The organism is Gammaproteobacteria bacterium (assembly GCA_037388465.1).
In the GTDB taxonomy this organism is placed as follows: Bacteria; Pseudomonadota; Gammaproteobacteria; order SpSt-1174; family SpSt-1174; genus JARRKE01.
In genome coordinates this window covers 1-21,926 of the sequence record JARRKE010000004.1, presented here as the reverse complement: position 1 = coordinate 21,926, position 21,926 = coordinate 1, and the positions used below count along the sequence as shown (strand labels likewise).

The window sequence follows — 21,926 nt, the reverse complement described above, 5'->3', positions numbered from 1 at the left end:
AGCATGGAGATTCGTCTCAATCCAGATTCTCCAGTTCCTGCTGCAGGCTGTTGCTTTGCGGGGGATGCCCGTCGTACACCAGGTATTTGCGCCGCTGCAGGTAGGCGTCGCGCAGGGTCGCGTAAGGGTCGATCGAATCGGTGAGCAGGAGCTTTTCGGCCGGCAGCAAGGCCGCCCGGGTCTGGACCGCATTGATGGCAAACAATCCCCAACGCACGTCGCCCTGCTGAGTGAATATGGTCGGGTCGGTGTACAGGTCCACCACCATGGAAGGTGCGTCGCGCAGGTCGCTGGGGCCGAAGAACGGAAGCACCAGATACGGTCCGCTCGGCACGCCCCAGTAACCCAGGGTCTGGCCGAAATCCTCGTTGTGCTTGGGCATGCCCATCGACGAGGCGACATCCAGAAAGCCCCCCAGGCCGACGGTGGTATTCCATACGATCCTGGAAAGGTCGGAGGCGGCCTGCTGCCCCTTGAGCTGCAGGATATCGTTGGTCAGCACCACGAAATCGTCGAAATTGGAAAAGAAATTGCCGATGCCGGTTTGCACGAATTGCGGGGTGATCTTCAGATATCCCCTGGCCACCGGCTTCATCACGGCCTTGTCCAGGGCGTCGTTGAAGGCATACATGCCGCGGTTGTAGCTTTGCCACGGGTCGCGCGCATCCTGCTGTCCGGGCGGAACGGTGGCGCAGCCGTTCAGCCCCGTCAGAAACAGGATCACCACAATGATTGCCAGCGCGTTCCGCATGTCCCAGACCTGTCCTCACGTAAACCGCGCATTCTAACGCGCCGGGAAAGCCTAAAGCGGAATTGTTCAAAAATCACCCAGCTCCTTCGGCGGCACCCGCACTTTCCGGAATCTCCGTCAGAGGAATCGGCTTGCCCACCGCATCGCCCTGGGCGTAATCCACCCCGATTTCCTTGAGATGGGCCAGAATTTCGTCCGTTTCACAATATTCCGCAACGGTCTCGATCCCCATGACCCGCCCGATCTGCAGCGTGGACTTCACCATCGCCGCACTGACGACGTCATGCAACAAATCGCGCACGAAACTCCCGTCGATCTTCAGATAATCCACCGGGAGGCGCCGCAAATAAGCAAAGGAGCTAAGCCCGCTGCCGAAATCGTCCAGTGCCAGCTGGCAACCCATGTTTTTGAAACCCTGCACCAGTTCCGCGGCCGCGTCGAGATTCGCGATAGCCGCCGTTTCGGTAATCTCGAAACAGATCATCGCCGGGTCGATTCCCTGCTGCTTCAGCTGGTCGCGTACGAAACCCAGGAAATATTCATCCGCCAGGGATTGGCCCGACAGATTGATGAAAAAGATGGGGGCATGCGGTTTGTGCCTGAACCCTGCTTTCGCGATGAATTGAAAGGCCGTACGCACCACCCACCGGTCAATGGTCGGCATTAACCGGAAACGTTCGGCTGCCGGAAGAAACTCACCCGGCAAAATCAGCTCGCCTTCTTCAACCAGGCGAATCAGGATTTCATACCGGGATCGTGTGGGATTGCCGTCGCACAATTTCTGCATCGAATGGCAGTAGAGCTGCAGCCTGTCGTGCTCGAATGCCTCGGTCAGGCGCTGCACCCAGGCCATCTCCCCATGGTGCCGTGCCAGATCGACGTCATCCGCCACGTAGACGTGCACCCGGCCACCGCCCTGCTCCTTGGCCACATAGCAGGCCGTGTCCGCGGCGCGCATGAGGTCGATCGCATCATGCAACGTATCCAGGGGAACGATGCCCATGCTGCCGCCGACCGAAAACGATTTGCCGTCCCATTTGAACGGATAGGCTGCCAGCGTGTTACACAGCGTCTCTCCGATCTCCTTCGCCTTGTCCAGACTGCAGTCGCGCAACAGGATGCCGAATTCATCTCCGCCCAGACGCGCCAGGGTGTCGCTGTTGCGGATCTTCCCCTGCAATACCGTCGCCACCTGTTTGAGCATCACGTCACCCGCCATATGGCCGCAGGTATCGTTGACGACCTTAAAATGATCGAGATCGAGGTAGCACAGAACATGCTCCCCACTATGGTCTGAAATGCTGAGCTGGAGTTCATCGAGCTGCTTCTCGAACTCCCGCCGGTTGTACATCTCGGTCAGCGGATCGTGCGTCGCCTGGTAATTGAGCTGACTTGCCAGGCTGCGCAGCTCGCTGACGTCATGAATGACAAGCACGTAACCCCGCGCCTTGCCACCCACCGAACGTATCGGCGAGGTGGTGACCTTCACGGCATGCTCTTTGCCCTCGCCATCGCGCAGCAACGCATCCTGATAGCGGTGCGCATCGCCTTCCCTCCTCCGGAAAGGTCCGATCAGGTCGTCCAGCGCCTCACCGGTCTTGTCGTCGTATAGCGGAAAAATCCTGCGGTAATCCCGTCCCCTGGCGTCGGACTTGTCGAGTCCCGACAACGCCTCACCGGACGGGTTGATGTATTCGATAACGCCATGCGAGTTGGTCGTCACCACCGCATCGCCGATGGAATGCAGGGTATCCGACAAGCGCCGGCGCGCACTCCTGACCCGCTGATTCATGTACATCATGTACATGATGAACCCCCCGAGGATACCGGTTACCATCAGCAACAGCAGGGGCCAGGCATTGTCCACCGCCTGGCGCACCGTCACGTTCCCCAGATCCTTGTAGGGTCCCACACGCAGGGTTTGCATCATGTTTCTCACGCTGCTGTAGCGCAGCGGAATGGTCCATCCCTCGATGCTCGCCGCCTGATTGATGCGGCTGTCGGGCTGAAGAAACAACAGGGCGCTGGCCACCTCGCGCGCAAGCTGCAACGGTACCCGCGATGTCACCGCCAGCGGCCATTCCGGATAAAGCCGGGTGCTCAACATATAGGGGAATCCCGCGACATGCCTGGGATTCAGCACCCGGATATCCCCGGCCTTGATGACGCCCTGGTTGATCAGGGCCTCCAGTACGCCGGTCCGCACCGTGCCGGCATCCACCGTCCCGCGCAGCACGGCGGATACAATCTTGCGCTGTGGAAGCCCCCGGAAACTCAATGACCGGAACGCCCGCTCCGGATTGATGCCGTGCTCGATCAGAGTCTGCTTGGCCATCCACCATCCGCCGAACCCGTCCGGATGCACGGCCGCGAAGCGCTTGTCGCGCAGATCCTGCAAGGTACGGATGTCGTGACGGTCGGCGCGCGTGAAGATGACGGCGCCGAACTCGGTCAACGGTCCCGCATCGGTCCGGCGCACCATGGTGAGAATACGGTTCACGCCATAACGGCTCTGCAGGGTAATGTACGAACCGGGATTGGTGAGCACGAAGTCCACCATGTGGTTGGCGACCTTCTGCTCGATATCGTTGTTGTTCAGTGGTACGAGGGTGAAGCTGTAGCCGGGAATGGCCTTGGAGAGATAACGGATGGTCGGCGTCCAGTTCCGCTGCGTCATGGCATCGCCGCGATAGGCCAGAACGCCCACCCTTACCTGTCGCGTCTCCGCACCGTGGGCGACGACCACCACGGCCAGAAGTACGGCCATGAACAGGGTGGCAATACTTTTCATGGTTCCTCGGCGATAGTGTTGTAGTTATATGACCGCCCCGAAGAGTGGTCCTCCTGCGATCCGCCAAGTCAATGTAACAAAAAGGCGGCCCTAAGGCCGCCCGTTAAGCATTCCATTATATGCTTGAAAGATATCAGCGCCGCCGGCCGGCAATGCGCAGACGCAACGCATTGAGGCGAATAAAGCCCTCGGCGTCCTGCTGATTGTAGGCACCGGCATCGTCTTCGAAGGTCGCGATACTGGCATCGAACAGGCTGTCGGTCTCGGAGCGGCGCCCGACGACGGTCACGTTGCCCTTATAGAGCTTGACGCGCACATCGCCGTTCACGTGCTGCTGGGAGTTGTCGATCATCTCCTGCATCATGCGCCGCTCCGGGCTCCACCAGTAGCCGTTGTAGATCAGGCTGGCGTAGCGCGGCATCAGTTCGTCCTTGAGATGCGCCACCTCGCGGTCGAGGGTGATGGACTCGATGGCCCGGTGCGCCTTGAGCAGGATGGTGCCGCCGGGCGTTTCGTAGCAGCCGCGCGACTTCATGCCCACGTATCGGTTTTCCACGATATCGAGACGGCCGACGCCGTTGTCTCCGCCCACCCGGTTAAGGGTGGCCAGCAGCTCGGCCGGGCTCATGCGCTTCCCGTCCAGCGCGACCGGGTCGCCGTTTTCGTAGCGGATCTCCAGATAGGTCGCCTGGTCCGGGGCCTGCTCCGGCGCCACGCTCCAGCGCCACATGTCTTCCTCGGGCTCGTTCCAGGGTTCCTCCAGAATCCCACCCTCGTAGGAGATATGCAGCAGGTTGGCGTCCATCGAATAAGGCGATTTCTTGCCGCGCTTCTGTTCGATAGGAATGCCGTGCTGCTCGGCGTAGGCGAGCAGCTTTTCGCGCGAATTGAGGTCCCATTCGCGCCAGGGCGCGATCACCTGGATGTCCGGCCGCAACGCGTAGGCGCCCAGCTCGAAACGCACCTGGTCGTTGCCCTTGCCGGTCGCGCCGTGCGAGATGGCATCGGCGCCGGTCTCGTTGGCGATCTCCACCAGGCGCTTGGCGATCAGCGGCCGGGCGATGGAGGTGCCGAGCAGGTACTCACCTTCGTAGATGGTGTTGGCCCGAAACATCGGAAACACGAAGTCGCGCACGAATTCCTCGCGCAGGTCGTCGATGTAAATCGAGGAGACCCCCATCTGCTGCGCCTTGGCGCGCGCGGGCTCCACCTCCTCGCCCTGGCCGATATCGGCGGTGAAGGTCACCACCTCGCACTGATAGGTCTCCTGCAGCCATTTGAGAATGACCGAGGTATCCAGCCCGCCGGAGTAGGCGAGCACGACTTTCTTGATGGCAGGTTTGCTCGACATAAAGACAAGATCCACAAAAGAAAGGGCGTCGACCGCCCGAAAAATGCGTCCGGAAAATAAGCGATTATAAAGCAAGACGGGTTCCCGGCAGCACCGGGAACCCGTCGGCGCCCACGACAGGGCGCGTTGTTACTTGCGCTTGGGGATATAGATATCCGTCACCGTCCCCTCGGCCACCTCGGCGGCGAAGTTCAGGGTCTCGGACAGGGTCGGGTGCGGATGGATGGTGAGCCCGATGTCCTCTGCCTCGGCACCCATCTCCAGGGCCAGCACCGCCTCGGCGATCAGCTCGCCGGCGTTGGGCCCGACGATCCCCGCTCCGATCACGCGCTTGTTCTCGTCGAACAGCAGCTTGGTGATCCCCTCGTCGCGCCCCAGCGACAGGGAGCGCCCGCTGGCAGCCCAGGGGAAGGCGCCCTTCTCGTAGACGATGCCCTGCGCCTTGGCTTCGGTTTCGGTCAGCCCCATCCAGGCGACCTCCGGATCGGTATAGGCCACTGATGGAATGGTGCGGGCGTCGAAATAGGACTTCATGCCTGCGATGACCTCGGCCGCGACCTTGCCTTCATGGGTCGCCTTGTGCGCCAGCATCGGCTGGCCCACCACGTCACCGATGGCGAAGATGTGCGGGACATTGGTGCGCTGCTGCTTGTCGACGGCGATGAAGCCGCGCTCGTCCACCGCCACGCCGGCCTTGTCGGCGTCGATGAGCAGGCCGTTGGGCGCGCGCCCGATGGCCACCAGGACGCGATCGAAGGTGTCGGTCTCGGGCGCATCCTTGCCCTCGAAGCGGCAGGTCAGACCCTTCTTGCCCGCCTTCACCTCGGTGACCTTGGTCTTGAGGTAGATGTTCTCGTACTGCTTGCGGATGCGCTTTTCCAGCGGACGGATGATGTCGCGGTCGGCGCCGGGGATCAGGCCGTCGGCCAGCTCCACCACCGTTACCTTGGCACCCAGGGCGTTGTAGACGGTCGCCATCTCCAGGCCGATGATGCCACCGCCGATCACCAGCAGGCGCTTCGGCACTTCCCCGATCTCCAGCGCGTCGGTGGAATCCATGACCCGCGGATCGTCCCATGGAATGAAGGGCAGTTTGATCACCCGCGAACCGGCGGCGATGATGGCGTTCTCGAAGCCCACCACCTGCTTGCTGCCATCCTCGGACTCGACCTCGACCGTGTTGGGCGAGGTGAAACGGCCATAGCCGGTGACGATCTGCACCTTGCGCTGCTTGGCCAGCTGCTTGAGACCGCCGGTGAGACGATCCACGATGCCGTCCTTGTAACCGCGCAGCTTGTCGAGATCGATCTTCGCCGGACCGAAACTGACCCCGTGCTCGGCGAACTCGGCCGCCTCGTTGATCAACTGGGCGGTATGCAGCAGCGCCTTGGAAGGAATACAACCGACATTCAGGCAGACACCGCCGATTTTCGCATAGCGTTCGACCAGCACGACCTTCTTGCCGAGATCGGCGGCGCGGAAGGCGGCCGTGTAACCGCCCGGGCCGGAGCCGAGCACCAGCACCTCGGCCTGCACGTCGACATCGCCACCGTAGCTGGCGGCCTGCGGCGCAGGCGCCGCCGGGGCGGCCTTCTCTTCTTCCACCGGAGCCGCTGCCGCCGCCTTGCCGGCCTCCGCGGCTTCCAGCTTGACGATCGGCGCCCCCTTGGAGATGCGCTGCCCGACCTTCACCAGTACTTCTTTCACGGTGCCGGACTGGGGCGCGGGAATCTCCATGCTGGCCTTGTCGGACTCCAGCGTGATCAGGGAATCCTCGGCCTGTACCGCATCACCGGGCTTGACCAGGACCTCGATGATCTCGACGTCCTTGAAGTCACCGATATCGGGAAGTTTGACTTCGACGATGTTGCTCATGCTGCAACTCCGTTATTTATTCGTTGTGTGTGCCGCACAAGATCGGCCTTTGCGCCGACCGCATGCTTACAGCAGCATCCGCCGCATGTCCGACAGCAGGGCGGACAGGAATGTCGTGAAGCGCGCGCCCAACGCCCCATCGATCACCCGGTGATCGTAGGACAGTGAGATCGGCAGGATCAGGCGCGGCGCGAATTCCTTGCCGTCCCAGACCGGCTGCATGTTGGCGCGCGAGACACCCAGAATGGCCACCTCGGGCGCGTTGATGATCGGCGTGAAGGCGCTGCCACCGATGCCGCCCAGGCTGGAGATGGTGAAACAGCCGCCCTGCATGTCCGCGGGTTTGAGCTTCTTGTCACGCGCCTTTTCGGAAACGTCCATCAGCTCCTTGGCAATGTCGACCAGGGTCTTGCGGTCCACGTCCCGGATCACCGGCACCACCAGCCCGTCGGGCGTGTCCACCGCAATGCCGATGTGATAGTAGTTCTTGACGATGAGGTTCTCGTCCGTCGAGTCCAGGGAGGCATTGAAACGCGGGAACTCCTTGAGCGCGGAGACCACCGCCTTCATCAAAAAGGCCAGGAAGGTGATCTTGATGCCCTTGTCCTTGTACTCCGCGGCCAGCTGCTTGCGGAAGGCGTCGAGTTCGGTGATGTCGGCCTGATCGAATTGCGTAACGTGGGGAATCGTCACCCAGTTGCGGTGCAGGTTCTGACCGGTGAGCTTGTTGATCTTGGTCAGCGGCTGGGTTTCGATGGGGCCGAAGGCGCTGAAATCGATTTCCGGCAAAGGCGCCACGCCCAGCCCGCCGCCCGTACCCTGGGCGAGGGCACGCTTGACGAACTGTTGCACGTCCTCGCGCAGGATGCGCTCCTTGGGTCCGCTGCCCTGCACCAGTCCCAGGTCCACGCCCAGCTCGCGGGCGAAACGCCGCACCGCCGGGGAGGCATGCGCCTTGCTGAAACGCGTCTCGTCGAACTGGGCGGTCGGCGACGGCCGCGCCGGTTGAGGCGCCGCCTGCTGGGCCGGTTCAGGTTGTTTGGCCGGTGCAGGTTCGGGGGCAAGCGCCGGTGCGGCAGCCGGTTCCGACTTGGCCGCCTCGGGCTGCGGCACCGCGGCAGCGCTGTCGTTCGCGGCACCGGCCTCCGTCTCGAGCACCAGGATGGTCGAGCCGGTCGACACATGGTCGCCAACTTTGACCTTGATTTCCTTGACGAGACCCGTGTCGGAGGACGGGATCTCCATACTGGCCTTGTCGGACTCCAGGGTGATCAGGGAATCCTCAGCCTGTACCGAGTCGCCGGGCTTGACGAGGACCTCGATGATCTCGACATCCTTGAAGTCGCCGATATCCGGCACGGTGATTTCTTTGGTCGCCATAGTCATCTGCCTTTATGCGTACAGCGGGTTCCGCTTTTCGGGATCGATGCCGTACTTGCGGATCGCCTCCTGTACCTTGGAGGCCGGAACGTCGCCCTGATCGGCCAGCGCCTTGAGGGCGGCGACGGCCACGTAATAACGATCCACCTCGAAGTGGCGGCGCAACTGCTTGCGGGTGTCGGAGCGACCGAAACCGTCGGTGCCCAGCACCAGGTAGCTGCCCGGCACCCAGGCGCGGATCTGGTCGGCGTACTGCTTGATGTAATCGGTCGCCGCAATGAACGGTCCGTTGTGCCCGTCCAGAGTCTGCGTGACGTAGGGCACACGCTGCTCAGCTTCCGGGTGCAGCATGTTCCAGCGGTCGCAGTCGCGCGCTTCGCGCGCCAGCTCGTTGAAGCTGGTGGCCGACCAGATATCCGCGTCCACACCGAAATCTTCGGACAGCAGATCCGCCGCGGCGATCACCTCGCGCAGGATGGTGCCGGAGCCCATGAGCTGGACTTTCTTTTTCTTCTTGCCACCGGCGCGGAACTTGTACAGGCCCTTGACGATGCCCTCTTCCACGCCCTTCGGCATGGCCGGTTGATGGTAGTTCTCGTTCATCACCGTGATGTAATAGAAGACGTTCTGCTGCTCGCCGTACATGCGGCGCAGACCGTCATGCACGATCACCGCGAATTCGTAGGCGAAGGTCGGATCGTAGGTGACGCAGTTCGGGATCAGCCCCGCCTGCACCAGGCTGTGGCCGTCCTGGTGCTGCAGGCCTTCGCCGGCCAGCGTGGTACGCCCGGCGGTGCCGCCCAGCAGGAAGCCACGCGCCTGCATGTCACCGGCCGCCCAGGCCAGGTCGCCGACGCGCTGGAAGCCGAACATCGAGTAATAGATGTAGAACGGCACCATATTCACGCCCTGACTGCTGTAGGCGGTGGCTGCCGCAATCCAGGAACTGAACGAGCCGGCCTCGTTGATGCCTTCTTCAATGATCTGGCCGCTCTTGTCTTCCTTGTAGAACATGACCTCATCGGCATCCTGCGGCGTATACAGCTGCCCGACGGACGAATAGATGCCCAACTGGCGGAACATGCCCTCCATGCCGAAGGTGCGCGCCTCATCCGGCACGATCGGCACCACGTACTTGCCGATCTTCTTGTCGCGGATCAGCAGCGTGAGCATGCGGACATAGGCCATGGTGGTGGACATCTCACGGTCACCGCTCGATTCGAGCAACGGCTGGAACAGCGAGAGGTCCGGAATCTCCAGCGGTGCGGCGAGATGCTGGCGCACGGGGACATACCCGCCGAGCGTCTTGCGGCACTCGCGCACGTACTGCATCTCCTCGCTGTCCTCGTCCGGCCGGTAGTACTTGCAGGCCTTGGCATCCTCATCGCTGAGCGGGATGTTGAACCGGTCGCGGAAGGCGAGCAGCGCATCGTCGTCCAGCTTTTTCTGCTGGTGGGCGCGCATCTGTCCCTGTCCGGAGCTGCCCATGCCGTAACCCTTGACGGTATGCGCCAGAATCACGGTCGGCTGGCCGGTGTGGTTCGCGGCGGCATGGTAGGCCGCATAAACCTTGTGCGGATCGTGGCCGCCGCGGTTCAGGCGCCAGATATCGTCGTCGGACATCTTGGCCACCATGGCCTTCAGCTCGGGATACTTGCCGAAGAAGTGCTCACGCACGTAGGCCCCGTCCTTGGCCTTGTAGTTCTGGTAATCGCCGTCCACCGCCTCCATCATGCGCTGGCGCAGCAGGCCATCCTTGTCCATGGTGAGCAGCGGATCCCAATAGCTGCCCCACAGCACCTTGATGACGTTCCAGCCCACGCCACGGAAGATCGCCTCCAGTTCCTGGATGATCTTGCCGTTGCCGCGCACCGGGCCGTCCAGGCGCTGCAGATTGCAGTTCACGACCCAGACCAGGTTGTCGAGCTTTTCGCGCGCCGCCAGCGAGATGGCGCCCAGGGTCTCGGGCTCGTCCACCTCGCCGTCGCCGACGAAGCACCAGACCTTGCGATTGCGGGTGTCGGCCAGGCCACGGTCCTGCATGTACTTCATGAAGCGAGCCTGATAAATCGACATGATGGGGCCCAGCCCCATGCTCACGGTGGGGAACTGCCAGAAATCCGGCATCAGCCAGGGATGCGGATAAGAAGGAATCCCCTCACCGTCGACCTCCTGGCGGAAGTTATCCAACTGTTCGTCGGTGAGGCGGCCTTCGAGATAGGCGCGGGCATAAATGCCCGGTGCGGAATGTCCCTGGAAATAAACCAGATCACCGCCGTGCTCATGGCTCGGGGCATTCCAGAAATGATTGAATCCGACGTCGTACAGGGTGGCCGCGGAGGCGAAGGTGGCGATATGGCCGCCCAGTTCGGAACTCTTGCGATTCGCCTTCACCACCATGGCGAGCGCGTTCCAACGCACATAGGAACGGATACGTCCTTCCAGGGAATGATCGCCCGGGCTGGTCGCCTCCAGGTGCGGCGGGATGGTATTGACGTAAGCGGTGTTGGCGGAATACGGCAGGTTCGCACCGGAGCGGCGCGCCTGATCGATCAGCTGCTCAAGCAGAAAATGTGCGCGCTCGACGCCCTCCTGCTCGACCACCGCCTCCAAAGAATCGAGCCATTCCTGTGTCTCGACGGCGTCCTGATCCTGTATCTGTACCTGCGTATTCATTCTTCCACCTCTTGTATCAGAGATCGTTTCGGCCCCGCACGGGGGGCCCGAAAGGCGCGCTATGATCTGTGTTTTGACCATGCAGGTCAAGAAATCGGCAGGTTGCGACCCGACGCAACGCCCTAAAAAGCTATATTCAATTCAATTACATAGCCTGACATCCACCTGTCGAGCAGGCCCTTGTTCAATGCATCGGGCAGGCGTTTGTTCATTGCCGCCATGATGTACCATGAACAAGCTTACCTCGACACACAGATTTCGTTCATTCCGACGATCATCCCACACCACACTATTAATAAGCGACGTGCACGCCAACCCGAAAAATATAAAAGGGCTCGGCAATACTCATAAGCGGGGCCACCTGGACAGCGCCGTCGCTTGCCCCTGCCGCCCACTGCCGGTTGTTTTTGTGTCGAACCTGTAACATTGCACCGACAATCCATATCAAGTATTTGTCATCCATTCCCTATCCCGACAGAGCATTCATGAGCGATCAACATACCTGGATACCCATGGGACAGCGCTTCCGGGGCTTTCTGCCCGTCGTCATCGACGTCGAGACCGGCGGGTTCAACTCGCAGACGGACGCACTACTGGAGGTCGCCGTCGTTCTGCTGGGTGCGAATCCCGAGGGCAACCTGCACATCCGGGAAACCCTGTCACGGCACATCCAACCCTTCGAAGGCGCCAACCTCGAACCCGCCTCGCTGGAGGTGAACGGCATCGATCCTTTTCATCCGCTGCGCATCGCCTACCCTGAAAAGGACGCCCTGGGCGAACTGTTTTCCGCCATCCGCAAGGCCGTAAAAGAAAACGAATGCAAGCGCGCGATACTGGTGGGGCACAACGCACCGTTCGATCTCGGCTTCATCAATGTCGCAGCGGAACGCTGCGGTATCAAGCGCAATCCCTTTCATCCCTTCAGCACCATCGACACGGTCACGCTGGGTGCCCTCGCTTACGGGCAGACGGTGCTTTCCCGCGCGGTGCAGGCCGCCGGCTTTCCCTGGGACAATGATTCCGCCCATTCCGCGGTATATGATGCGGAACGTACGGCGGAACTGTTCTGCCATATCGTCAACATCTGGCATGAACAGATCGGCGTGGTACCGTTCAGCAAGACGCAACCTGCGGACTGACTGGCAACCGCGCACCGTTGATCTAAGATCACAACAACAAATAGATAAGCAACATGGATGCAAAGCCATTGATCGAAGAACTCGCCATCATCATCGTGGACGATATGCAGTTCAGCCGGGCGGTACTGAAGAACTCACTGGAAAGACGCGGCTACGCCGACATCCGCATGGCGGCCAGCGGTGCCGAGGTGCTCGCGCTGCTCAGGCAACGCGGTGCAGACGTGGTGCTGGCTGACTGGGTCATGCCGGAAATGAACGGCCTGGAACTCGCCGACGCGATACGTTCCCTGGACGAGCAGACCAATCGCTACACTTCGATCATCCTGTTCACGGCCAAGGAGGGCGGCGAGGCGCTGGTCGAGGCGTTCCAGCACGGCGTGGACGATTACCTGACCAAACCCGTCCACGAACTCGAACTGGCCGGCCGGGTGCATGCCGCAGGGCGCATTTCGACCCTGCAGAACACCCTGTTGATAACCACCCAGGCGCTGGAGCTGGACAACCGCCATCTGCGTACCTTGAGCATGATGGACGAGCTGACGGGGCTCGGGAACCGCCGCCACCTGGACGAGGAACTGGCCGCCCACCTCAAGCACGTGCATGCCCGCGGCGGCGGGCTGTGCCTGGCCATGCTGGACATTGATCACTTCAAGGCGGTCAACGATACCTATGGACATGAAAGCGGCGATGCACTGCTGCGCAGTGTGGCCACTCGCCTGCGGCGCGCGGTGCGCCCCACCGACAGTCTCGCCCGCATCAGCGGACAGCAGTTCGCCGCCGTCCTGTATTACCCCGAAAGCGGACAGTTTCGCCCTAGCGTCTTCGACCGCATCCTGTCCGATATCGGCAATCGCCCCTTCTATATCGACGATCAGGAAATACACATCACCGCGTCCATTGGCGTGAGCTGCGTCATGAACGGGATCGATGCCGTACTGCCATCACCCGAGGAGCTGTTCGCGCAGACGGAGCATCGTCTGCAGGAAGCCAAACAGCAGGGGCGAAATCGCATCGTCATCGGCTGAGTCCCGTCGGTCGCGCAGGGCCCCGGCTCAGCGCTTGAGCGCCGCGCGCAGTTTTTTCAGCCTGCCGGTGTTCACCACATCGTCGCTTTCCAGCCAGCCGCGCCGTGCCTGATCGATGCCGAAACGCAGATTGGCGAACTGATCCACGCTGTGCGCATCGGAGTTGATCGCCACCCGCACCCCTTCATCGCGCGCCACGCGGCAATATACGTCGGTGAGATCCAGCCGGTCCGGGCTCGCGTTCAACTCCATCACCACACCGACCTTGCGCGCGTGACGCAGAATGCGTGGTATATCCAGGTCCATCGGCTCCCGTTCGCCGATCAACCGGCCGCTCGGGTGAGCCAGGATATGCACCCGGGGATTATCCAGCGCCCGTAGAATCCGCCGCGTCTGTTTGGCCCGCGGCAGGTTGAAGTTGCTGTGCACCGCGGCGATCACCACATCCAGACGCGCCAGCAGATCGTCGGGCAGATCCAGCCCGCCGTCATCGAGGATGTCCACCTCAGCCCCCTTGAGCAGGGTAATACCCTTCAGCTTTTCATTCAGGGCGTCGATCTCCTCCATCTGTTTCAGCAGCCGGGTGCTGTCCAGCCCGTGCGCCACCCGCAGGTGCTGGGTGTGATCGGTGATCGCCAGGTACTCGAGTCCCGCCGCATGCGCCGCCTCGGCCATCTCGCGGATGCTGTTGTGGCCGTCGCTGGCACGCGTATGGCAATGCAGATCGCCGCGCAGGTCCTCGCGTTGCACCAGCTTCGGCAAGGCCTTCTGGCGTGCCGCTTCGATCTCGCCGTTGTTCTCACGCAGCTCGGGCGGAATCCAGGGCAGATCGACACTGGCGTAGACCTCTTTCTCGGTACGCCCGGCGATGCGCCGCTTGCCGCGGAACACCCCGTATTCGTTGATCTTCAATCCCTCCCGCTGCCCCAGCCGGCGCACTGCGATGTTGTGCGCCTTGGAACCGGTGAAGTAATGCAGGGCCGCGCCGAAGGCCGCCGCCTCGACCACCCGCAGGTCCACCTGGATGCCCGATTTCAGATACACGGTGGAGCGGGTCTCCCCGTGGGAAACGGCCTCGCGGATCTCGTCATATTCAAGGAAATGCGCCATGACGGCCGCCCCGTCCCTGGCGGTGACGAGAATGTCGAGATCGCCCACCGTCTCGCGTGCGCGGCGATAACTGCCCGCCACGGCGACCGACTCCACCCCCGGGCCACGCTTCAGCCAGGCGACCAGCCCATCAGCATACTGCTCGGCGATGGCACGCTTGAAGCGCCGGGTCTCGCTGGTATGGGCCTCCAGCGCCTGCAGAATGCGCTGCTCGGTCTTGGCCCCGAATCCCGACAGCGCCCGCACCGCACCGGTCCGGCAGGCCCGGGCAAGCTGCTCGCGGCTGTGGATATCGAGTTCGTGATACAAGGCGCGGACGCGCTTCGGCCCCAGCCCCGGGATGTCGAGCAGTTCGGTCACCGCCTCGGGCACCCGCTTGTGCAGGCGTTTCAGGGCGGCGCATTCCCCGGTGGTGACGATCTCCTCGATCTTGGCCGCCAGATCCTTGCCGATGCCCGGCAGGCGGGTCAGGTCCTCGTCGGCCGCCACCAGGGAGCCGAGATCGCGCCCGTATTCGCGCACGTTGAGCGCCGCATTGCGGTAGGCGCGGATCCGGAAAGGGTTTTCACCTTCGATTTCCAGAATATCGGCGATCTCGTCGAATATCCGGGCGATATCGGCATTGTGCACCGGCATGCTGCGTTTCCCCCTTGCCCGGCTCAGCCCTTGATACAGATCAGGGGTTCGAGGCGGGCGACGCGACGCGCCAGGCCAGCCCGGTCGGCGCTCTCGACCACCCCGCCCACATCCTTGTACGCGCCCGGCGCCTCTTCCGCGATGCCGCGGTCGGAGGGGCTGCGCACCAGAATGCCCCGCTGCGCCAGCTCATCGCGCAAGGCGCGTCCCCGCCATTGCCGCGTCGCCTGATGCCGGCTCATGGCGCGCCCGGCCCCGTGGCAGGCCGAACTGAAGGCGCGTTGCTCGCTTTCGCGCGTACCCACCAGAATGTAGGAGGCCGTACCCATGGTGCCGCCGATCAGCACCGGCTGGCCGATTGCGGTAAAGGCCGGCGGCAGATCCGGATGCCCGGGACCCAGCGCCCGCGTCGCCCCCTTGCGATGCACGTATACCGCCCGCTGCGCGCCGTCGATCTCGTGCGTTTCCAGCTTGCAGGTGTTGTGCGACACGTCGTAAAGCAACGGCATGTCGACATCGGGAAACAGCCGGGCAAAGGCCTGGCGCGTCAAATGGGTGATGATCTGGCGGTTGGCGAGGGCGCAGTTGATGCCCGCGCGCATGGCGCCGATATAGCGCTGGCCGACCGGCGAATCGATCGGGGCGCAGGCGAGCTCGCGATCCGGCAGGCTGATACCGTACTGGCCCGCTGTCTTCGCCATCCGGGTCAGGAACTCCGTGCCGATCTGATGGCCGAGCCCGCGCGAACCACAGTGAATGCTGACCTTGATCTGGCCGGGCCGCAGACCGAAGGCCGCCGCCGTCTCTGCGTCGTACACCTCGGTCACCTTCTGTACCTCGAGATAATGATTGCCCGAACCCAGGGTGCCCATTTCATCGCGCTGGCGACGCTTGGCGTGATCGGACACCGCGTCCGGGTCAGCACCGGCCATGCAGCCCTGTTCCTCGATGCGCTGCAGGTCTTCCTCGCAACCCCAGCCTCGACCCACCGCCCAGCGGGCGCCGCCGGCCAGCATGTCGTGCATTTCGGTGCTGTTCAGGCGGATCGCCCCGGTGCTGCCCACCCCGGCCGGAATGGACCAGAACAGCTGCTCGGCAAGCTCCTCCTGCACGGCCAGCACGTCCGCTTCCATAAGTCCGGTGTGCAGGGTGCGCACCCCGCAGGAGATGTCGAAGCCGACCCCGCCGGCGGAAATCACCCCGCCTTCGGCGGCGTCGAAGGCGGCCACACCGCCGATCGGAAATCCGTACCCCCAGTGCGCATCCGGCATGGCGTAGGCCGCCGACACGATGCCCGGCAACGCCGCCACGTTGGCCAGTTGCTCGCCCACCTTGTCGTCCATGTCGCGCAACAGGGACTCGCTGGCATAGATCACGCCGGGCACCCGCATCGCCCCCTGGGCCGGCAGGCGCCAGGCGAAATCGGTCATGCGTTCGAAGCGTTGAACATCCATGATCACCCCCTTCCCGACTCTAGACGTCGACGATGCACTGCGCCAGCCAGCCGCCCTCCGGCAGGGAATGGACGGCGAGTTCGGTCAGCGTGGCGCCCTTGACCTCCACCACCGGCCGGTGGCGCTCACGATCGACCGTCTCGCCACACAGCGTGGCGCGCAGCACGCCGGCCTCGATCTGGACATCGAAACGGCTGAACAGCATGCGGCGCGTCGCCATCTCGAAGACCAGCGCGTTCAGCCAGGCGACGAACAGGTATTCGAGGTCCTCGTCCTCGCACCGCACCGCGACCTGCTCGACGGGACGCACCGCCTCCAGCTCCGTCACGATGGCGGTCAGCGCCAGCGCGGCCTGGGCAAAGGCCTCGGCCGGCGTATCGCCGTAGCCCCGCACGCCGATGTCGGCCAGATGTTCGAAATGTTCCCAATGCGCCTGCATGAGCCGGTTGTGCCGCTTTTTGTTCAGTGTAGCGCCACACGGCCGGGGCTGTCCGCAGGCACAAAAAAGCCCCCATACGGGGGCCAAGGGGTAAGTTAAGTCTGTGGGGCCGGCCTCAGGCCTGATCTTCCTTCTTGGCGGCGGCTTCCTGAACCAGGGGCTGCAGTTCGCCCTTTTCGAACATCTCGACGGTGATGTCGCAGCCACCGATCAGTTCGCCGTTGATATAAATCTGCGGGAAGGTTGGCCAGTCGGCGAAGCGCGGCAGGTTCTCGAAAATCTCCGGATCGGCCAGCACGTTCACGTAGGCGAACTCGGCGCCGCTGCGCTTGAGGGCCTCGGCCGCACGCGCGGAAAAACCGCACATGGGGAACTGCGGCGTACCTTTCATATAAATAATCACCGGATTTTCAGTGACCTGTTGCTTGATGCGATCCAGGACGTCCATGGCTACCTCTTCAAAACAAAGTTGATCATTTCAGTAAAGTTTAACCCGTCACACCCCATAGAGAACAGGGGCTGCCATTAGGGTTATGCATCCACCACCCGCTGCAGCCACAGCTCGAGCAGCGCCAGATGCCACAACTTGCTGCCCTGGATACGGGTGAAGTGCTGTTCGGGTTCAGCGAGCAACTGCTCGACATAAGCCCGCTGATACAACCCGCGCTCGCGGCAGGCCTGCGAGTCAAGGATATCGCGCATGAACTCGAGGAAGTCGCCGCGCACGTATTTCAGCGCGGGCATGGGGAAATATCCCTTGGGACGATCGATCACCGCATCGGGCACCAGCCCGCGCGCAATCTGTTTGAGCAGGTACTTGCCGTGGTCCTGCAGTTTGAGATCGGGCGGCATGGACGCCGCCAGCTCGACCAGATCGTGATCCAGGAAGGGCACGCGTGCTTCCAGGCCCCAGGCCATGGTCATGTTGTCCACCCGCTTGACCGGATCGTCCACGATGAGCATGGAGACATCCATGCGCAGCACCGCATCGATGAACTCCCCGGCCTGATCCGTATTCAGCCATTCCTCGACCAGCGCCGAGGTGACGTCAGGCGTCTGCCAGGGTTCGGCCAGCATGCGCGCGAACTCGGCGTGGTCGCGGTCGAAATAATGTTTGCGAAACCGGTCCAGCAAGGCGCCGTTTTCGTCCCGCATGCGCGGATACCAGAAATAGCCGCCGAACACTTCGTCCGCACCCTGCCCGGACTGCACCACCTTCACGTGGCGGGAGACCTGCTCCGACAACAGGTAAAAGGCCACCGCGTCCTGCGCCACCATCGGCTCCGCCATCTGCGCCACCGCCTCGGGCAGGCGCGGCAGCACCTCGCTGTTGGCCAGGTGGAACTTGTGATGATCGGTCGCGAAGCGTTCCACCACCTGATCGGAGTATTCGAACTCGCTGCCCTTTTCCTCGGGCTGGTCCTCGAAGCCCACAGTAAAGGTCTTGAGGTCGTGCACGCCCGCCTCGGCCAGCAGCGCGACCAGCAGGCTCGAATCGAGCCCGCCGGAGAGCAGCACGCCCACCGGTACGTCGGCCGCCTCGATGCGCCGGCGCACCGCTTCCTTGAGAGCCTCATGCACCGCCTCGCGCCATTCGCCTTCGCTGCGTGCCTCCACCGGGCGGCGGGCATCCAGGCTCCAGTAAGCATGCACGCTTTGTTTGCCGTCCGGCTCCACCACCATGTAGTGCCCCGGCTGCAGCTTGCGCACACCCTTGAGGACCGTGCGCGGCGCGGGCACCACCGCGTGCAGGGTGAAGTGATGATGCAGCGCCATGGCGTCCAGACCGGTGTCGACGTCGCCGCCCGCGAGCAGGGCCTGGATGTTGGAAGCGAAGCGCAGCTGCTTGCGCGTATGCGCGTAGTACAGCGGCTTGATGCCCATTCGGTCGCGCGCCAGGAACAGGCGCCGTGAATCCATTTCCCAGATGGCGAAGGCGAACATGCCCTTGAAGCGCTGCAGGCAGTCGGCGCCCCACTGCGCGTAGGCGCGCAGGATCACCTCGGTGTCGCCGGTGGAGAAGAACGTGTGTCCCAGCCCCTGCAGCTCGGCGCGCAGCTCGCGATAGTTGTAGATGGTGCCGTTGAACACGATCGCCAGACCGAGCCCCGTATCCACCATCGGCTGATGCGCCTTGCGCGACAAATCGATGATGGACAGGCGGCGATGCCCGAACGCCAGCGCACCGTCCGACCAGGCACCCTCGCTGTCCGGACCGCGCCGTTCCAGGCGCGAAAGCATGTTGCGCACCCGGCCCAGTTCGGCCGGCCGCGCATCCAGTCTCAATTCACCGCAAATGCCGCACATTCATCTACCCGTCGAAAAAGTTTTGTATCCTAGCACTCTGTCTGGGGCTTATTGCATTACCCTGACCGCCTGACTATCTTAGTCAGCCTTTCCCCAGCCGAATTCAATCAACCCTTAACCCGACAAGGAGAAGAATCATGGCGCATGAACTTCCCTCACTGCCCTATGACAAGAACGCACTGGAACCCCACATCTCCGCCGAGACCCTGGAGTTTCATCACGACAAGCATCACGCCACCTACGTGACCAACCTGAACAAACTGGTGCCCGGTACCGAATTCGAGAATGCCAGCCTGGAAGACATCATCAAGAAGGCGCCCGCCGGCGGTATCTTCAACAACGGCGCGCAGGTCTGGAATCATACCTTCTACTTCAACTGCATGGGCCCCAACGGCGGCGGCGCCCCCGGCGGCGACCTGGCGGCGGCCATCGACAAGGCCTTCGGCAGCTTCGACGCCTTCAAGGAAAAGTTCGCCCAGTCCGGCGCGACCAATTTCGGTTCCGGCTGGACCTGGCTGGTGAAAAACGCCAGCGGCGACGTGGAAATCGTCAACACCAGCAATGCGGCCAACCCCCTGCGTGACGGCCTGACCCCGCTGCTGACCGCCGATGTATGGGAACACGCCTACTACATCGACTACCGCAACGCCCGTCCCAAATACCTCGAAGCCTTCTGGAACGTGGTGAACTGGGATTTCGTAGCCCAGAACTTCGGCTGAACGTCCCGGACGAGTCCCCGCTTCGGCGGGGACTTAAGTCCCTGGGCCCGGTAGGTGCATTTCGGGCCTGAAATCGTATAATTTCGCGTTTCCGGCAGCCTGCGGCTGCCGTTTTTCTTTCAATCGGATCAAAAAAATGAGCGACGCGCTGATGCCAACCTACAATCGCCTGCCCATAGAATTCGTGCGCGGACAGGGTGTGCACCTGTGGGACAGCGAGGGACGCGAATACCTCGACGCCCTGTCGGGCATCGCCGTCTGCGGCCTCGGCCATGCGCACCCCGCCGTCGCCGAGGCGCTGTGTGAACAGGCGCAAACCCTGATCCACACCAGCAACGTCTACCGCATTCCGCATCAGGAACAGCTCGGCCAGCGGCTGTGTGCCCTGGCCGACATGGACCGGGTGTTCTTTTCCAATTCCGGCGCCGAAGCCAACGAGGCGGCGATCAAACTGGCCCGCCGCTACGGCCGCCAGCGCGGCATCGAAACACCGCGCATCGTCGTCATGGAAACCAGCTTCCACGGACGCACCCTGGCCACCCTGACCGCAACCGGCAATCCCAAGGTGCAGGCCGGCTTCGAACCGCTGGTCGAAGGCTTCGTGCGCGTGCCCTACGACGACCTCTCCGCCGTCGAACAACTGGCGGGCGACGGTGATATCGTCGCCATCCTGGTCGAACCGGTACAGGGCGAGGGCGGTATCAACATACCCGCCCCCGATTACCTCAACGGGCTGCGCGCCCTGTGCGACCGTACCGGCTGGCTGCTGATGCTGGACGAGATCCAGACCGGCATGGGGCGCAGCGGACGCTGGTTCGCGCACCAGCACAACGGCATCCGTCCCGACGTCATGACCCTGGCCAAGGCGCTGGGCAACGGCGTGCCGATCGGCGCCTGCCTCGCCCGCGGTCCCGCCGCCGAGGTATTGGGGCCTGGCACCCATGGTTCCACCTACGGCGGTAATCCGCTGGTCTGCCGTACCGGCCTGGCGGTGATCGACACCCTGGAAACGCAGAACCTGCCGGCCCGCGCCGCCGAACTGGGCGAGCGCATGCAGTCTACATTCCGTGACCGGCTCGCCGGCGTGAACGGCGTCAAGGCAATTCGCGGACTGGGCCTGCTGCTCGGCATCGAGCTCGACCGTCCCTGCGGCGTGCTCGTCGGCCGCGCCCTCGAAAAGGGCCTGCTGATCAACGTGACCGCGGAGTGTGTCGTCCGTCTACTGCCGCCGTTGATCATCACCAATGACGAAGCCGACCAGATTGTGAATGGCGTGAGCGACCTGGTCATCGAACTGCTTGCCGAGGAGACCGCCGCATGAATCCCCGTCATCTCCTGACGCTGCGTGATCTGTCCACTGAGGAATTGCGTCAGCTGGTCAGTCGCGCCTCGGAGCTCAAACAACTGCAGCGCGACGGCACCGCGCACGAACCGCTCAAGGGCAAAACCCTGGCGATGGTGTTCGAGAAATCCTCCACCCGCACCCGCGTCTCGTTCGAGGTCGGCATGGCGCAGCTGGGCGGACATGCCCTGTTCCTCTCCCCGCGCGACACCCAGCTGGGGCGCGGCGAGCCGATCGAGGACACGGCCCGCGTGCTGTCACGCATGGTCGACGTGATCATGATCCGCACCTATGAGCACGACAAACTGGTGCGCTTTGCGGAGAATTCCAGCGTGCCCGTGATCAACGGTCTGACCGACCTGTTTCACCCCTGTCAGCTGCTCGCCGACCTGCAGACCTATGCCGAACACCGCGGCGACATCGCCGGGCGCCGGGTCACCTGGGTCGGTGACGGCAACAACATGTGCCACTCCTGGATGAATGCCGCCCAGATGCTCGATTTCGAGCTGCGCATCGCCTGCCCGCGCGGCTATGAGCCCGACCCCGACATCCTCAAGGCCACGGCATCGAACGCCCGTCTGCACCCCGACCCGCTGGATGCCGCCCAGGATTCCGACCTGATCGTCACCGACGTGTGGGCCAGCATGGGCCAGGAGGAGGAGCAGGCGGCACGCCGCCGGGCCTTCGCCGACTACCAGGTCAACTGGGAGCTGATGCGCCAGGCGCGCAACGACGCCGTATTCATGCATTGTCTGCCCGCGCACCGCGAGGAAGAGGTCACCACGGAGGTGCTCGAGGGTCCGCACAGCGTGGTATGGGACGAAGCGGAAAACCGCCTGCACGCCCAGAAGGCCCTGCTGGAGTTCCTGCTTGCCCGCGGCTGAGGCCATGCGCTATCTGTTAACCGTACTGGCAACCGGTTTATTGCTCA

16 protein-coding genes are annotated in these 21,926 nt (G+C 62.9%); 5 read left to right on the top strand and 11 right to left on the bottom strand.

Features of this window, described 5'->3' with window-relative positions:
- Nucleotides 1-16: 16 nt before the first annotated feature.
- The 6 genes from P8Y64_01305 to aceE all read right to left on the bottom strand — a co-directional run bounded on the left by P8Y64_01305 (nucleotide 17) and on the right by aceE (nucleotide 10,824).
- A complete protein-coding gene (locus tag P8Y64_01305; GenBank protein MEJ2059111.1) occupies nucleotides 17-751 on the bottom strand; it encodes a VacJ family lipoprotein in 735 nt (244 codons plus the stop codon).
- Between the two features lie 73 nt (nucleotides 752-824).
- Nucleotides 825-3,542, bottom strand: a complete 2,718-nt coding sequence (locus tag P8Y64_01300) for an EAL domain-containing protein (protein MEJ2059110.1) — start codon at nucleotides 3,540-3,542, stop codon at nucleotides 825-827.
- Nucleotides 3,543-3,675: 133 nt separating this feature from the next.
- Complete coding sequence (locus tag P8Y64_01295; GenBank protein ID MEJ2059109.1) at nucleotides 3,676-4,893, bottom strand: argininosuccinate synthase; 1,218 nt, start codon at nucleotides 4,891-4,893, stop codon at nucleotides 3,676-3,678.
- A gap of 129 nt (nucleotides 4,894-5,022) precedes the next feature.
- The gene (gene lpdA / locus P8Y64_01290) at nucleotides 5,023-6,768 is read right to left on the bottom strand and encodes a dihydrolipoyl dehydrogenase (GenBank protein ID MEJ2059108.1); all 1,746 of its coding nucleotides are present in this window, start codon (nucleotides 6,766-6,768) and stop codon (nucleotides 5,023-5,025) included.
- Nucleotides 6,769-6,834: 66 nt separating this feature from the next.
- Nucleotides 6,835-8,148, bottom strand: coding sequence for a dihydrolipoyllysine-residue acetyltransferase (gene aceF / locus P8Y64_01285; GenBank protein MEJ2059107.1), 1,314 nt, complete (start codon nucleotides 8,146-8,148; stop codon nucleotides 6,835-6,837).
- 12 nt (nucleotides 8,149-8,160) lie between these two features.
- On the bottom strand, nucleotides 8,161-10,824 hold the full coding sequence (gene aceE, locus P8Y64_01280) for a pyruvate dehydrogenase (acetyl-transferring), homodimeric type (GenBank protein ID MEJ2059106.1): 2,664 nt from the start codon (nucleotides 10,822-10,824) through the stop codon (nucleotides 8,161-8,163).
- Between the two features lie 485 nt (nucleotides 10,825-11,309).
- Here aceE and rnt point away from each other — a divergent pair, with 485 nt between their 5' ends.
- Nucleotides 11,310-11,963, top strand: a complete 654-nt coding sequence (rnt, locus tag P8Y64_01275; protein ID MEJ2059105.1) for a ribonuclease T — start codon at nucleotides 11,310-11,312, stop codon at nucleotides 11,961-11,963.
- Nucleotides 11,964-12,016: 53 nt separating this feature from the next.
- A complete protein-coding gene (locus P8Y64_01270) occupies nucleotides 12,017-12,988 on the top strand; it encodes a diguanylate cyclase (GenBank protein MEJ2059104.1) in 972 nt (323 codons plus the stop codon).
- 27 nt (nucleotides 12,989-13,015) lie between these two features.
- Here the strand turns inward: P8Y64_01270 and polX are convergent, their stop codons facing one another.
- The 5 genes from polX to P8Y64_01245 form a co-directional block, all read right to left on the bottom strand.
- On the bottom strand, nucleotides 13,016-14,734 hold the full coding sequence (polX, locus tag P8Y64_01265) for a DNA polymerase/3'-5' exonuclease PolX (GenBank protein MEJ2059103.1): 1,719 nt from the start codon (nucleotides 14,732-14,734) through the stop codon (nucleotides 13,016-13,018).
- A gap of 23 nt (nucleotides 14,735-14,757) precedes the next feature.
- Nucleotides 14,758-16,188, bottom strand: coding sequence for an RtcB family protein (locus P8Y64_01260; GenBank protein ID MEJ2059102.1), 1,431 nt, complete (start codon nucleotides 16,186-16,188; stop codon nucleotides 14,758-14,760).
- A gap of 19 nt (nucleotides 16,189-16,207) precedes the next feature.
- Complete coding sequence (locus P8Y64_01255; protein ID MEJ2059101.1) at nucleotides 16,208-16,627, bottom strand: archease; 420 nt, start codon at nucleotides 16,625-16,627, stop codon at nucleotides 16,208-16,210.
- 115 nt (nucleotides 16,628-16,742) lie between these two features.
- Entirely contained in the window at nucleotides 16,743-17,075 is a 333-nt protein-coding gene (gene grxD, locus P8Y64_01250) for a Grx4 family monothiol glutaredoxin (GenBank protein ID MEJ2059100.1), read from the bottom strand.
- Between the two features lie 83 nt (nucleotides 17,076-17,158).
- Nucleotides 17,159-18,934 (bottom strand): N-acetylglutaminylglutamine amidotransferase, encoded by a 1,776-nt coding sequence (locus P8Y64_01245; GenBank protein ID MEJ2059099.1) that lies wholly within the window; start codon nucleotides 18,932-18,934, stop codon nucleotides 17,159-17,161.
- A gap of 137 nt (nucleotides 18,935-19,071) precedes the next feature.
- Between P8Y64_01245 and P8Y64_01240 the strand changes: the two genes are divergently transcribed.
- The 3 genes from P8Y64_01240 (at nucleotide 19,072) to argF (ending at nucleotide 21,879) form a co-directional block, all read left to right on the top strand.
- Entirely contained in the window at nucleotides 19,072-19,653 is a 582-nt protein-coding gene (locus tag P8Y64_01240) for a superoxide dismutase (GenBank protein MEJ2059098.1), read from the top strand.
- A gap of 136 nt (nucleotides 19,654-19,789) precedes the next feature.
- The gene (locus P8Y64_01235) at nucleotides 19,790-20,974 is read left to right on the top strand and encodes an aspartate aminotransferase family protein (GenBank protein MEJ2059097.1); all 1,185 of its coding nucleotides are present in this window, start codon (nucleotides 19,790-19,792) and stop codon (nucleotides 20,972-20,974) included.
- Nucleotides 20,971-21,879 carry an ornithine carbamoyltransferase gene (gene argF, locus P8Y64_01230; GenBank protein MEJ2059096.1) on the top strand — a complete coding sequence of 303 codons (909 nt, stop codon included), beginning with the start codon at nucleotides 20,971-20,973 and terminating at the stop codon, nucleotides 21,877-21,879. The genes P8Y64_01235 and argF overlap by 4 nt, the downstream gene beginning before the upstream one ends.
- Nucleotides 21,880-21,926 lie beyond the last annotated feature (47 nt).